Raw genomic sequence first — 13,536 nt, 5'->3', positions numbered from 1 at the left:
GCTCTCGGTGAACGCCGCGGATCGGCCTCCTACGCCGGGGTACAGTGACACTCGTGGACATTCGCATCGGCATTCTCAACAGCCCCCGTGAGCTCTCGTTCGAGACCTCGCAGCCCGCAGCCGAGATCGAGAAGGCGGTGGCCGCCGCCCTCGCCGACGGCACCGTGCTCTCGCTGAGCGACGACAAGGGCAAGTCGTACATCGTCCCCGCCGCGGCCATCGGCTACGTCGAGATCGGCACCGAGTCGGCGCGCCGCGTGGGCTTCGTCGGCTAGAGGGCCTCCCCCACATGGAGCTGCTGTTCGTCACGATCATCGGCGCCGCCCTCGGCCTCGCCGTGCGCTACATCGTTCCGGGCCGCGACACGCACGGCCTCCTCGTCACGATGGTCGTGGGCGCGGCGGCCACGGCGGCCACCTGGGTGCTGCTGCTGTGGCTCGGCTTCACCTTCGACGGCGGCTGGATCTGGGTTCTCAGCCTGGTCATCGGCCCCCTCGTCGCGGCCGGCATCGCCTGGATGCTGCACCGTCGCCGCGCGGACGCCGACGCGGCCCTGCTCCAGCGCCTCGTCGGCGCTCGCTGAGCGCGGCCGCTCCCCCGAGCGGTCGACCCGCACCGCGGCGCGCGCCCGCTGACCCGGAGCGCCCGCGCGTCACCCGCCGCTGCGCGGCCCTCTGATGCCGAGCTCCCGTTCGATCTGCGGCGTGCGATCGCCGAGCAGGTACCAGGCCATCGCCCCGATCAGCGGGGCGACGACGATGCCGATGACCCACGCGGTCCTGGCGGTCAGCGAGATGTCGGTCGAGCGCACGACCTGCAGCACCGCCACGACGATGAAGGCGATGACGATCACGCCGCATACGGCCGCGAGGATGAACACGGGCAGGGCTTCCATGCGCCCCGACCCTACCCCCGGCGGCCCGCCCGCGCCCGGCGCTCCACCGTGAGCGTGCCGGTCTCCTCGAGCGCGACGCCCTTGGTCTCGGGGATGAAGCGCAGAACGAAGACGAACGAGGCCGCGGCGAAGGCCGCGTACATGCCGTAGGTGAGCGGCAGCGAGGCCTGCGACATGGCGGGGAAGCTCACGGTGATGGCGAAGTTCGCCAGCCACTGCGCAGCAGCCGCGACCCCCAGCGCGCGCGCCCGGATGGTGCTCGGGAACATCTCGCCCAGCAGCACCCAGACCAGCGGCCCCCAGCTCGCCCCGAAGGCGACGACGAAGACGTTCGCCCCGACGAGGGCGACGATGCCCCAGCCGCCCGGCAGCGACACCGACTCGGCGTCGACGACGGCCTGCGAGAACGCGAGGGCCATCGCGCCGAGGGAGACGGCCATGCCGATCGAGCCGGTCAGCAGGATGGGTCGCCGCCCGACGCGGTCGACGAGCGCGATGGCGACGAGCGTCACGGCGATGTTGACGATCGAGGTGAAGACCGAGATCTGGAAGGAGTCGGACTCGGCGAAGCCCACCGCGCTCCAGAGCGTCGTGGAGTAGTAGAAGATCACGTTGATGCCGACGAACTGCTGGAACACCGACAGCACGATGCCGATCCACACGATCGGCCGCAGGCCGAGCGCCTTCCCGCGCAGGGTGCCGGTGGCCGCGTTCGCGGCATCCTCGTCGATCGCCGACTGGATGACGCGGATCTCGCCGTCGGCGTCGCCCGAGGGCCAGACCGAGGCGATGATGCGCCGGGCGTCGTCGCGGCGGCCCTTCTCGATGAGGTAGCGGGGCGATTCGGGCAGCACGAGCGCGATGACGCCGTAGACGACGGCGGGTATGGCACCCGCCAGGAACATCCACCGCCATGCCTCGAGCCCCAGCCAGAAGGGCTCGCCCGCGCCGCCGGCCGCATCCCGCCAGACCGCGTTCGAGAGCAGCGCCCCGAAGATGCCCGTCGTGATGGCGAGCTGCTGCAGCGAGCCCAGCCGCCCGCGGAACGCCCGCGGGGAGATCTCGGCGATGTACGCCGGCGAGACGACGGAGGCGATGCCGATGCCGACGCCGCCGACGAGGCGCCAGAGGATGAGATCCCACACCCCGAAGGCGAATCCCGAGCCGATGGCCGAGATGAGGAAGAGCACCGCGCCGATCATCATGACGGGGATGCGGCCGAACCTGCTGGAGAGCCGGCCCGCCGCCTCCGCACCGGCGACGCAGCCGAGCAGGGCGCTCGCGACGGCGAAGCCGGTGAGCTCGGGGGCGAGCGAGAACTGCGTCTCGATCGACGCGACCGCGCCGTTCACGACGGAGGAGTCGAATCCGAACAGGAATCCGCCGACGGCCCCGGCCGCCGCGAGAGCGACGACCTTCGAGTTGAGGGAGTCGGAGGTGCGCTCGTCGGTGGGCATGGTGCTTCCTCGATTCAGGACGGTCCGGCGCGCTCCCGCCCCATCCGGCGAGAACCTCCGAACCCTACTGAGGGGCCGGGCGATCGAACTGGGAGAGGGCCGACATCGCAGGGGGCGAGGGGATGCCCTCCCGTGGTACAGCGCGCGGGCCGACTAGAGCAGCGAGGGCAGGGAGAACAGGGTCAGCACGCTCGCGACGACGGCGACGATCAGCAGCACGAGCGACCGGTCGCGGTGCTTGACGATGGCGATCCAGGCGATGACGATGCCGACGATCGTGACGATGAGCGCGGCCGCGTTGAGCAGCAGGACGACGATGGCGCCGATGCCGCCGAGCACGGCGAGGAGCGGGCCCGTGATGACCGAGACGACGGCGCGCGCCGCGATCGAGACGATGATCAGGATGAGCGCCGTGCGCCCTTGACTGCTCTCGGGCTGCATCGGCCGCGGCCCGTCCCCTCCCCACGACATCAGGCGGTCAGTCCCAGCTTGTCCATGCGGCGGGTGTGCTCGGCGATGAGCTCGGTGAGCACGGGCTCGATCTGCTCCTCGTCGTCGCGGCTGTCGATCGCGACGGCGAGGGCCGAGCGGGCCTGCAGCATCGTGTCGCCGACGAGGCGGCGGCACCAGAGCGCGAGCCGCGACGACAGCCGGGGGTTCGCCGCGATGGCGCGCTGCACGATGCGGTGCAGCGGGGCATCCAGCTCGCCGATGCGCAGGGCCTGCTCGACGCGCTCGCGCGCGTCCTTCGGCAGGCCGGCGGCCAGGCGCATCCAGAAGTCGGTGAGGAACCCGATGGTCACGTGGGCGCTCGCGACCTGCTCGTGCCAGTCGGCGCCCATCGTGCGGCGCTCGAACTCCTGCACGCCGTGCAGGTGGGGCTCCATGAGGGCGGAGCGGTCGAGCTTGCGGCGCTCGATCTCGGCGACGAGCGCCTCGTAGCGGCGTAGCGCGGTGCCCGCGACGACGGTCAGGGCGTCCTTATCGGCGATGCGGGGCGCATTGGCGACCGCGTGGCTCAGCTGCTCGAAGAAGGTCAGGTGCAGCGCGGCGCAGTGACCGAGGTACTGATCGACGGGCGGGGTGAGCCGGTGCAGGTCGACCCGGGTCATCGCCGTGGCGGTGTCGCGCGGCTTCAGGGCGGGCACCTGCGCACGCTGCGGGGACCGTCGGAACCATGCCACGCGCCTACTGTATGCGATGGATGCGCGCCGCCCCGGCCCCCTCCGCGCGGTCCGCCCGCCCATCGGCCCGTGCGGCGGCTAAACTGACGGGAATCCCATACCGCAGATAAGGCGAATCCTTCACGTGACTTTCACCGACCTGGGCATCGAGACCGATCTGGTCGATGCCCTCGCATCCCACGGCATCCTCGAGCCGTTCCCCATCCAAGAGCAGACGATCCCGCTCGCGCTGACCGGCCAGGACATCATCGGCCAGGCGAAGACCGGCACCGGCAAGACCTTCGGCTTCGGCCTCCCGCTCATCCAGCGGCTCGGCACCGACCCCGAGCCCGGCGTCAAGGCGCTCGTCGTCGTGCCGACGCGCGAGCTGTGCGTGCAGGTCACCGAGGACCTCGAGCTCGCCGCCAAGAACCGGCCGACCAAGATCGTCTCGATCTACGGCGGCAAGGCCTACGAGGGCCAGATCGAGCAGCTGAAGGCGGGCGCGCAGATCGTCGTCGGCACGCCCGGCCGCCTGCTCGACCTCGCCAGCCAGCGCCTGCTGAGCCTCGCGAACGTCGAGGTCATGGTGCTCGACGAGGCCGACAAGATGCTCGACCTCGGGTTCCTCAGCGACATCGAGCGGCTCTTCTCGCAGACCAAGCCCACGCGCCACACGATGCTGTTCTCGGCCACCATGCCGGGCCCGATCGTCGCCCTCGCGCGCCGCTTCATGACGCGCCCCATCCACATCCGCGCCACCGACCCCGACGAGGGCCTCACCCAGGCCAACATCGAGCACATCGTCTACCGGGCGCACGCGCTCGACAAGGACGAGGTCATCGGGCGCATCCTGCAGTCGGAGGGCCGCGGCAAGACCGTGATCTTCACGCGCACGAAGCGCGCCGCCGCGAAGATCGTCGAGGAGCTCACCGACCGCGGCTTCAGCGCGGGCGCCGTGCACGGCGACATGACGCAGGAGGCGCGCGAGCGCTCGATGGCGGCGTTCAAGGCCGGCAAGAAGGACATCCTGATCGCGACCGACGTGGCCGCCCGCGGCATCGACGTCAACGACGTCACCCACGTGATCAACCACACGGTGCCCGACGACCACGACGCCTACCTGCACCGCGTCGGCCGCACCGGCCGCGCGGGCAAGACCGGCATCGCGGTGACCTTCGTCGACTGGGCCGACATGCACAAGTGGGCGCTCATCAACAAGGCGCTCGAGATGAACATCCCCGAGCCCGTTGAGACGTACTCCTCGTCGCCGCACCTCTACACCGACCTCAACATCCCGGCCGGCATCAAGGGCCGCCTCAAGTCGACGCCCATCCCCAAGGTCGAGCGGGATGCCGCGCGCCCGCCGCGCGAACGCACCCGCCGCGACGGCGCGGGCCGCACCGGCGAGCGCTCGGGCGAGCGCACCGAGCGCGGCGGCGAGCGCCGTGAGCGCGGAGCATCCGGCAGCACCCCCTCGACCGGCAGCACCGCGGCCGCCCCCGCGGGCGAGGGCGGCACCACCGCGCCCCGTCGACGCCGTCGTCGCCGCTCCGGCGGTTCGGGCGGTGCCGGCGGAGGCCAGCAGAGCGCGGCGCCCGCGGCCGACTGACGCCACCACCCCGCATCGCGCGACGGCCCCTGGAGCATCCTGCTCCGGGGGCCGTCGCGCGTCCGCCCTCGACGGCCGGCGCATCCGCCGTGGCCGACCGCGTCCACCGTGACCGATCGGATCCGCCGTGACGGATCGGATCCGCCGTGCGGGAATACACGGAATGCTCGGCAGGTTGCAGTCGCTATGCCATCGACTCCGCCCGCACCGCATTCGTCCGACGTCGATCTCTCCGGGCCGGAGCACAAGCGCAACATGGGCGTGATCCGGCTGCTGCTGATCTCCGCCTTCGTGGTCATCCTCAACGAGACCCTCATGGGCAACGCCATCCCGCGGCTCATCGACGATCTCGGCATCACCGCCAGCGCGGCCCAGTGGCTCACGACCGCCTTCATGCTCACGCTCGCCGTCGTCATTCCCATCACGGGCTTCCTGATGCAGCGCTTCCAGACCCGGCCGATGTTCCTCGCCGCGATGAGCCTGTTCACGCTCGGCACCGTCATCGCCGCCGTCTCGCCGGGCTTCGAGCTGCTGCTCGTCGGCCGCATCGTGCAGGCCAGCGGCACGGCCATCATGATGCCGCTGCTGTTCACGACCGTCTTCGCCCTCGTGCCGCCCGCCATCCGCGGCCGCGTCGTCGGCAACATCTCGATCGTCATCGCCGTCGCCCCCGCCCTCGGCCCGACCGTCTCGGGAGCCATCCTGCAGATCGCCGACTGGCGCTGGCTGTTCATCGTCATGGTGCCCTTCGCCCTCGTGGCGCTCGCCCTCGGCGCCGCGCGCATCGTCAACGTCGGCGTCTACCGGCCCGGCCGTCTCGACGTGCTCTCGGTCGTGCTCTCGGCCCTCGGTTTCGGCGGCTTCGTCTACGGCCTCGCCCAGCTGGGCGAGGGCGGCGAGAGCGAGAACGGCAGCACCATCGCGCTCGCGTCGCTCATCGGCGGCGCCGTCATCATCGGCCTCTTCGTCGCGCGCCAGATCCACCTGCAGCGCAGCGATGCCGCCCTGCTCGACCTGCGCACCTTCGCCTCGCGGCAGTTCGCCCTCTCGATCTCGATCGTGACGATCGCCTCGATGGCCCTCTTCGGCGCGATCATCCTCCTGCCGCTCTACGTGCAGGAGGTGCTCGGCTACGACGCGCTCGCCGCGGGGCTCGCGATCCTTCCCGGGGCGCTCCTGCAGGGCATCCTCGCGCCGTTCATCGGGCGCCGGTACGACGCCGTCGGTCCGCGCGGCCTCGTGCTGCTCGGCTCGGTGCTGCTCATCGTCTCGCTCGGCGGCATGGCGATGTTCGCCGCCGGCACCCCGCTGTGGCTCGTCACGGTGGCGCACATCGGCGTGAGCCTGGGCCTCGCGCTGCTCTTCACGCCGCTGCTCACCAACGGACTGTCGTCGCTGCGGCCCGAGCTCAACGCGCACGGCAGCGCGATCGTCGGCACCATCCAGCAGGTGGCCGGAGCCGCGGGCATTGCGCTCTTCATCACCCTTTCGGCCGCCTTCGCGGGCCCCGCCGCCGAGGAGGGCGCCGCCATCACGGCGGAGGGCATCCGCGCCGCGTTCCTCGTCGGAACGGGCATCGCGCTCGTCACCCTGCCGCTCGTGCTCTTCGTGCGCCGGGTGACCGCGCCGACCGGCGGCCCGGCGGTCGACGACGGGGCCGAGGCCGAGGACGAGCAGCAGAGCGTCCCGCTCGCGCACTAGCGCGAGCGGATGAGGGGCTCAGGCCCGCACGGGCTCCACGCCCCGCGTGCGGGCGATGAGCCGCTCGAGCGAGTCGGGGCTCGTCGTGTTCTCGGCCAGCCGATTCGGCTTGCCCTCGCCGTGGTAGTCGCTCGACCCCGTCACGACGAGGTCGTAGCGGGCCGCCCACTCCTCGAGCACCTCGCGCCCCTCCGCGGTGTTCTCGCGGTGGCCGACCTCGAGCCCGGCGAGCCCGGCGTCGACGAGCCGGCGCAGCATGGGCTCGTCGATGACCGCCTCGCGGCCGCGCGTGGCGGGGTGCGCGATCACGGGCGCTCCCCCGGCCTCGGCGATGAGCCGCACGCCGTCGAGCACCGTCGGCGCCTCGTGCGGCAGGTAGTACCCGGCGCGGAAGTGCAGGATCGTCTCGAAGGCCTCGCTGCGCGTGCCGACGATGCCGCGCGCGACGAGCGCGTCGGCGATGTGCGGGCGCCCGATCGAGACGCCGCCCGACTGGGCGAGCACGTCGTTCCACGTCACGTCGTAGTCCTCGGCGATGCGGCTGACCATGCGCTCGGCACGGTTCAGGCGGTCCTCGCGGATGCGGCCCGTCTCGGTCAGCAGACGCTGGTCGTGCGGATCGAAGAGGTAGCCGAGCACGTGCACGCTGCGCCACTCGTGCCGGGTCGACAGCTCCATGCCGCGGATGATCTGCAGCCCGGTGCCCGCCGCGGCGGTGAGCGCCTCGTCCCAGCCGGCGGTCGAGTCGTGGTCGGTGATCGCCATCGTGTCGAGACCCGCGGCGACCGCCGCGCGCACGAGCTGCGTCGGCGTCTCCGTGCCGTCGGAGACGCTGCTGTGGCAGTGCAGGTCGATGGCGGTCGCGCTCATGCCGCCAGCCTAGAGGCGGGGGGCTGGATGCCCGGCGCGGGCCGGCAGCGGCATCCCCTCGCCCGATCGCGGCCCAGGAAGCCGGAAGCGGCCGGCGCCCGTCGAGGGGACCGCCCCGGCGGGCGCGCGGCCGCGCTCAGAGTACGGAGCGATGCCGGGAGATCGGCCCGCGCCGGCTGTGCACTCGCAGGGCGTGCGCGCACCGGAGGCGCGGGGCGACGCTTGTAGGCTCACCGGGACATGTTCGCCCGTATCCTCGCCGCCGTCGTTCTCGTGGGCGTCAGTCTGGTTCTGCTCGTGCTGGCGTGGCCGAGCCTCTTCGACCTCGCCGGCGCGCCCATCGTGGCGCAGGTCGTGGCGTTGCGCGGGCTCACCTCGGTGGTCGCGGTGCTCGGGGCCCTCGTCTTCGCGCTCGTCGCCATCGTGTGGCGGGGCGGTCGACGGTTCTTCGCCTCGCTCGCCGTCATCGCGCTCGTGTTCACGGCGATCAACGCCGCGGTGCTCGCGAGCCGGGGCTTCGGCGACGACTCCCTCCCCGCCCGCGCGCCGGAGGAGCTCTCGGTGCTCGCCTGGAACACCCTCGGCGACGCCACCGGCGCCGACGGCATCGCCGACCTGGCGCTCGAGGAGCAGAGCGACATCATCGTGCTGCCCGAGACCTCGGCGGCGACCGCCGAGGCAGCCGCCGTGCTGCTGCGCGAAGCGGGCCGGCCCATGTGGGTCTACACCGAGGCCTTCGATCAGATCGCCATCGCGCGATCGACGAGCGTGCTCGTCTCGGTCGAGATCGGCGAGTACGACATCGACCGCGACGTCGGCAACACCACGGTGCTGCCGAGCCTCGTGCTGCGGCCGCGCGGCCACGACGGCCCGACGATCATCGGCGTCCACCCCGTCGCCCCCATCCCCGCCGAGCTCGCGAACTGGCGCGAGGATCTGGTCTGGCTCGACAGCGTCTGCCGGGGCGAGAGCACGATCATGGCTGGCGACCTCAACGCCACCGCCGACCACTTCACGGCCACGCCCGGCGGCCCCGGCATCGGGGAGTGCGTCGACGCCGCCATCGCCACCGGCAACGGCGCGGTCGGCACCTGGCCCGCCTCGCTGCCGCCGCTGCTCGGGGCGCCCATCGACCACGTGCTCACGACCCCCGACGTCACGGTCACGGGGTTCCGCGTCATCACCTCGCGCGACGATGCGGGGAGCGACCACCGGCCCGTGGTCGCGCGCGTCCTGCTCTGAGCGGCGCGCGCCGGGCATCCCCTCGCAACCGCGCTCGATGCGCCGGGCATCGCCCCTGCGCGCGGCGCGGCGGGGTGCGAGGATGGGGGCATGGCTGACACGACCGATGCAGACACGACCGCCACGACCGAGACGGGTGCCGCCGCGGTGACCGAGCCGAAGGACGCCCCGCGCGCGACCGCGAACCGGTCGACGACCCCCGGCTCCGACGCCTTCAAGACCTACATCTCGCAGGGCTGGGCCGAGCGCCCCTCGCGCGGCGGGGTCGCCCGCCCGCAGGCCGCGCTCGCCGCCGAGCGCCGCGCCGCCCTCTCCGCCCTGTTCCCGGATGCCCGCCTCGTGATCCCCGCCGGCCCGGCCAAGCAGCGCTCCAACGACACCGACTACCCCTACCGCGCGCACTCCGCCTTCGCCCACCTCACCGGCTGGGGCAGCGACACCGTGCCCGGCAGCGTGCTGGTCATGACCCCGAGCGCCGCGGGCGGCCACGACGCGGTGCTGTTCTTCCGCGAGGCGGCCGGGCGCGACTCCGACGAGTTCTACGCCAACCCCGAGATCGGGGAGTTCTGGACGGGCGCCCGCCCCTCGGCCGAGGAGGTCGCCGCCGATCTCGCGATCGCCACGCGCGGCCTGGCCGAGCTGGATGCCGCGCTCGACGCCGCCGGCGAGGCCGAGACGGTGCTCGTGCGCGAGGCCGACCCCGCGCTCACCGCCCGTATCGACGCCCAGCGGCTCAGCGTCGTGACCCCGGAGGACACCGGGTCGCCCGCCGGAGCCGCCGTCGACACCTCCCGCGACGATCTGCTCGCCCGTGACGCGAGCGAGCTGCGCCTCGTCAAGGACGCCTGGGAGCTCGAGCAGATGCGCCTCGCCGTCGAGGCGACCGCGCAGGGCTTCGACGACGTCGTCGCCGACCTCGCCGCGATCGTCGAGCACCCGCGCGGAGAGCGCCTGGTCGAGGGCACCTTCAACCGCCGCGCCCGCGCCGAGGGCAACACCGTCGGCTACGACACGATCGCCGCGAGCGGCCCGCACGCGTGCATCCTGCACTGGACCCGCAACGACGGCCCCGTGCTGCCGGGCGACCTCATCCTCATCGACGCCGGGGTCGAGCTCGAGAGCTACTACACGGCCGACATCACCCGCACCCTCCCGGTGAGCGGCACCTTCACCGAGGTGCAGCGCCGGGTGTACGAGGCCGTGCGCGAGGCGGCCGACGCGGCCTTCGCGATCGTGCGGCCGGGCATCCGGTTCCGCGAGATCCACGCCGCGGCCATGGAGGTCATCGCCGCCCGCACCGCCGAGTGGGGCCTGCTGCCGGTGAGCGCCGAGGAGAGCCTGAAGCCCGAGGCCGGCTACCACCGCCGGTACATGGTGCACGGCACCTCGCACCACCTCGGTCTCGACGTGCACGACTGCGCGCAGGCCCGCCGCGACCTCTACATCGACGGCGTGCTCGAGGAGGGCATGGTCTTCACGATCGAGCCCGGCCTGTACTTCCAGCCCGACGACCTCACCGTGCCCGAGGAGTACCGCGGCATCGGCGTGCGCATCGAGGACGACATCGTCGTCACGGCCGAGGGCGCCGAGAACCTGTCGGCGGGCATCCCGCGCACGGCCGACGAGGTCGAGGCCTGGATCGCGCGGGGCCGCGGCTGAGCTCATGTCGAGGGGCCTGGCGGCGACGACTCCCGAGGAGTACCTCGCCGCCGCGCCCGCCGACCAGGCGCTCGCTCTGCGTACGGTGCTCGGCCGTCTTCTCGACGCACTGCCCGGGGCGCAGACGGTCATCTCGTACGGCATCATCGTCGTGCGCGTCGACGGCAGGGCGTTCGTCGGTCTCTCCGCAGCGAGGACGCACTGCAGCCTGCACCTCATGAGCACGGTCGCGGCCGCATCCCTCGCCGAGGTGCTGCCGGAGGGCCGGCTCGTCGGCGCCACGGTGCACTTCTCGGCGGATGCCCCGCTCGGGCCCGCCACCGTGCGCACGATCGTCGAGGCGCGCCGGCACGTGCTCGACTAGGGCTCGTCCCGCTCCGGAGGCTCGTGCGGGCCCTCCTCCTCGCGGTTCTCGCGGAAGTACCGCACCGCCTGCCAGATCAGCACTCCGACCGTGGCGAGGGCCATCAGGGCGAAGATCGGCCCCGCCGCAGCGGCGGTTCCGGGATCGGTCGGGATGGGGAGGGCGTCGATCACGCGGCCAGGCTACCGCGGCGGGGTCGGGGCGTCGGGGGCGTCGCCGTCCTCGGCCGGGTGCTCCGCACCCGCGGCCGTGCCGTTCGCGTCGTCCGCCGCGCCCACCGCGTCCGCTGCGTCCGCCGTCGGGGACTCCGTCGCGGCGGCCTCCGGAGCCGGGTCCATCGTCGCCGGCTCGCCGTCCGCAGGCGGCCCCTCGACCTCGCCGGGCTCGCCGAAGTCCTCCGGCCGCGGGAAGTCGTCGTCATCGTCCCAGCGCACGGTGAGCATCTCGGCCGCCCCCGCCGTCAGCTCGATGAGATCGCGCAGCAGCTGCTCCGCGTCGGTCGCCCGCAGCAGTCTCACCTGGTCGAGCGGACCGAGCGGAGCGATGCCGGCGAGCTGCCACAGCGCATCGTGCGGGTCGTCGGCGAGCTCGATGTCGGCGCCCCACTGCTGCTCGACGAACTCGCTCGCCTGCGCGAGCGTGCGCCGCACGAGCTGCTCGGCCTCGACGAACAGCGGCCGCAGCTCCTCCCGCCATTCCAGGTCGGGCACCTCGCGCACCTCGGCGCGCGGGTAGGGGTCGTCGGGCAGCCAGTCGACGACCTCGATGCGACGACCGCCCTGGGCGATGAGCCCGATGAAGCCCTCGCTCGCCTCCATCTGACTGATCTCGGCGATCGTGCCGATCGGGAACCGGTGCTCTCCTCCGCCGACCTCGCTGCCGCGCTCGATGAGCACGATGCCGAAGCGCGCCGGCTCGTCCTGCAGCACGGCCGAGAGCATCACGATGTAGCGCTCCTCGAAGATGCGCAGCGCCGTCGGCATCGCGGGGAACAGCACGGATCCGAGCGGGAACATCGGCATCTCGGTCATGCGGCAACCCTGGCACCGTTACCTGGGGATGCTCGGAGCCGACGGACGGCCGGCGCCGAGCATCCCGGGGCGCGCGACGACGCGGTCACCGCCCCCGAGCCTGGAACCACTGCACGCAGGAGCCCTGATTCCCGAAGACGGGGATGGTGCTCGTGCGCCATCCGCCGTCCTTGCACTGCTCCTTGTTCGCGAGCTCGACGCCCGTGGGCACGCCGAGCACGAACGGGGAGAACGACGTCGTCGACCCGCACACCCTGCCCGCCGTCGCGGACGTGGTGATGTCGACCCAGGCATCCGACTCGTAGTGGTAGAGCCTCGGGGCGCTCGATGTCGTCGCCGGGTCGTAGTCGAGGCACACCTCGACCGGGCCTGAGACGCTCGCCTCCGTGTCGAGGTGGTAGTAGACGGCGGGGGTCCCCGCGAACTGGAAGCCATCGAGGGTCGGTCCCGTGCTCGATACCGCGACGGTCGTCGATCCGGCGGCGTCGACGCTGGGGAACGTGAGCGTCATGGTGCCCGCGCTGCTCTCGAGAACGGTGACGACCGGGCTGCCGATCGGCGTCGTCGCCGTGACGGATGCGGGCGGCGCGATCACGCTGATGCTCGAGCTCGTCCCCGCCGGCCAGGTGCGGCTCGCCTCGTCGCCGATGACCAGTTGGTACGACCCCAGCGGCAGACCCGGAGGCAGCGTCAGCGTCGCGGTGTACCCGCCCCCGGTGTCGACGACGCCGCGACCCGCCTCGATGGCATCGGCGGGGAGCTGCGCTCCGGCGAGGAGGAAGCTGAACAGGTCGATGCCGGGGGCCATCCAGACGCTGAGCTCGGCGCCCGGCGGCAGCCCCGAGGCGGTGACCGTGGCGGTGAGACCGGGGAAGATCTCCGCTCCGCTGACGGTCGCGACGGGCATCCCGCCGCCGTCGAGCGCGAAGTCGTAGAACGGCACGTAGTAGCCGTCGGAGGTCGTTCGGGCGATCTCCTGCGGTACCGGTTCGAGCTGCTGGAACGAGTAGGTGAACCCCGGCCATTCGGGCACCGGGAACTCGAAGGTGCCGCCGGGGCCGATGACGGGCGAGAAGATGTCGGCCAGCTGCTGAGCCTGATCGGGATCCGCGGGATCGAGGCCGGCGGCGGCGAGGAAGTCCGACTCCCACAGCGGCTCGAGGACTCCCTGCTGCCGCACGTCGACGGAGAGCCCGACGCGAACGTCGGCATCACCGAGGTTGACGATGCGCACCAGGTAGCTGCGCCACTCGCTCGGGCCGAATCCGTAGGAGACCGGTCCGATCTGCCGATCGAGGGTCAGCTCCACCTCGTCGGTCGAGGCGGTCAGCACCGGCGTGGTGACGGTCTCCGCGCTCACGGGCGCCGCGGAGGCCATGAGCAGGAGCGCGCCGAGGCCCAGGGCGAGAGCCGCACTGCCCCGGCGCCGTCGCACGCGCGGCGCCGCACTGGTGAACGACGGGGAATGGGGTCGGGCGTGCGCGCGCATAGTGGCTCCTTCGCCAGGGCACGACGCGGTCGCCCGATGGACGATCGGAGGTC

15 protein-coding genes are annotated in these 13,536 nt (G+C 72.5%); 7 read left to right on the top strand and 8 right to left on the bottom strand.

The features are described 5' to 3' along the window. The first annotated feature begins 53 nt into the window (after positions 1–53). The gene (locus tag OVN18_RS08650; protein WP_267736614.1) at positions 54–275 is read left to right on the top strand and encodes a DUF3107 domain-containing protein; all 222 of its coding nucleotides are present in this window, start codon (positions 54–56) and stop codon (positions 273–275) included. Between the two features lie 14 nt (positions 276–289). After that, positions 290–583, top strand: coding sequence for a hypothetical protein (locus OVN18_RS08645; protein ID WP_267780317.1), 294 nt, complete (start codon positions 290–292; stop codon positions 581–583). 69 nt (positions 584–652) lie between these two features. Here the strand turns inward: OVN18_RS08645 and OVN18_RS08640 are convergent, their stop codons facing one another. The 4 genes from OVN18_RS08640 to OVN18_RS08625 all read right to left on the bottom strand — a co-directional run bounded on the left by OVN18_RS08640 (position 653) and on the right by OVN18_RS08625 (position 3,500). Then, positions 653–895 carry a PLDc N-terminal domain-containing protein gene (locus OVN18_RS08640; protein ID WP_267780315.1) on the bottom strand — a complete coding sequence of 81 codons (243 nt, stop codon included), beginning with the start codon at positions 893–895 and terminating at the stop codon, positions 653–655. 11 nt (positions 896–906) lie between these two features. After that, positions 907–2,352 (bottom strand): sugar porter family MFS transporter, encoded by a 1,446-nt coding sequence (locus OVN18_RS08635; protein WP_267780314.1) that lies wholly within the window; start codon positions 2,350–2,352, stop codon positions 907–909. Between the two features lie 153 nt (positions 2,353–2,505). Then, entirely contained in the window at positions 2,506–2,793 is a 288-nt protein-coding gene (locus OVN18_RS08630) for a hypothetical protein (RefSeq protein ID WP_267736611.1), read from the bottom strand. Positions 2,794–2,822: 29 nt separating this feature from the next. After that, entirely contained in the window at positions 2,823–3,500 is a 678-nt protein-coding gene (locus OVN18_RS08625; protein WP_267736610.1) for a ferritin-like fold-containing protein, read from the bottom strand. A 160-nt stretch (positions 3,501–3,660) separates the two neighbouring features. Between OVN18_RS08625 and OVN18_RS08620 the strand changes: the two genes are divergently transcribed. Further along, positions 3,661–5,127: a DEAD/DEAH box helicase gene (locus tag OVN18_RS08620; protein WP_267780312.1), complete on the top strand. Its 1,467-nt coding sequence runs from the start codon at positions 3,661–3,663 to the stop codon at positions 5,125–5,127. Positions 5,128–5,382: 255 nt separating this feature from the next. Then, on the top strand, positions 5,383–6,828 hold the full coding sequence (locus tag OVN18_RS08615; protein WP_267780311.1) for a DHA2 family efflux MFS transporter permease subunit: 1,446 nt from the start codon (positions 5,383–5,385) through the stop codon (positions 6,826–6,828). Between the two features lie 18 nt (positions 6,829–6,846). On the opposite strand, the gene OVN18_RS08610 is transcribed toward OVN18_RS08615, so the two are convergent. Beyond that, positions 6,847–7,698 carry a PHP domain-containing protein gene (locus OVN18_RS08610; protein WP_267736607.1) on the bottom strand — a complete coding sequence of 284 codons (852 nt, stop codon included), beginning with the start codon at positions 7,696–7,698 and terminating at the stop codon, positions 6,847–6,849. A 240-nt stretch (positions 7,699–7,938) separates the two neighbouring features. Between OVN18_RS08610 and OVN18_RS08605 the strand changes: the two genes are divergently transcribed. The 3 genes from OVN18_RS08605 to OVN18_RS08595 all read left to right on the top strand — a co-directional run bounded on the left by OVN18_RS08605 (position 7,939) and on the right by OVN18_RS08595 (position 10,963). Next, positions 7,939–8,940 carry an endonuclease/exonuclease/phosphatase family protein gene (locus OVN18_RS08605; protein WP_267780310.1) on the top strand — a complete coding sequence of 334 codons (1,002 nt, stop codon included), beginning with the start codon at positions 7,939–7,941 and terminating at the stop codon, positions 8,938–8,940. Between the two features lie 90 nt (positions 8,941–9,030). Beyond that, on the top strand, positions 9,031–10,599 hold the full coding sequence (locus OVN18_RS08600) for an aminopeptidase P family protein (RefSeq protein ID WP_267780309.1): 1,569 nt from the start codon (positions 9,031–9,033) through the stop codon (positions 10,597–10,599). Positions 10,600–10,603: 4 nt separating this feature from the next. After that, the gene (locus OVN18_RS08595; protein ID WP_267780307.1) at positions 10,604–10,963 is read left to right on the top strand and encodes a DUF1801 domain-containing protein; all 360 of its coding nucleotides are present in this window, start codon (positions 10,604–10,606) and stop codon (positions 10,961–10,963) included. On the opposite strand, the gene OVN18_RS08590 is transcribed toward OVN18_RS08595, so the two are convergent. The 3 genes from OVN18_RS08590 to OVN18_RS08580 all read right to left on the bottom strand — a co-directional run bounded on the left by OVN18_RS08590 (position 10,960) and on the right by OVN18_RS08580 (position 13,483). Beyond that, positions 10,960–11,136 carry a hypothetical protein gene (locus OVN18_RS08590; RefSeq protein WP_267780306.1) on the bottom strand — a complete coding sequence of 59 codons (177 nt, stop codon included), beginning with the start codon at positions 11,134–11,136 and terminating at the stop codon, positions 10,960–10,962. The genes OVN18_RS08595 and OVN18_RS08590 overlap by 4 nt on opposite strands. 9 nt (positions 11,137–11,145) lie before the next feature. Beyond that, the gene (locus OVN18_RS08585) at positions 11,146–11,994 is read right to left on the bottom strand and encodes an LON peptidase substrate-binding domain-containing protein (protein WP_324287772.1); all 849 of its coding nucleotides are present in this window, start codon (positions 11,992–11,994) and stop codon (positions 11,146–11,148) included. Between the two features lie 85 nt (positions 11,995–12,079). Then, entirely contained in the window at positions 12,080–13,483 is a 1,404-nt protein-coding gene (locus OVN18_RS08580; RefSeq protein ID WP_267780304.1) for a heme-degrading domain-containing protein, read from the bottom strand. Positions 13,484–13,536 lie beyond the last annotated feature (53 nt).

The sequence above is a fragment of the Microcella daejeonensis genome, assembly GCF_026625045.1.
Lineage (GTDB): Bacteria > Actinomycetota > Actinomycetes > Actinomycetales > Microbacteriaceae > Microcella > Microcella daejeonensis.
Note: the sequence above shows the minus strand (reverse complement) of the source record. Positions and strands in the feature narration are given on the sequence as shown.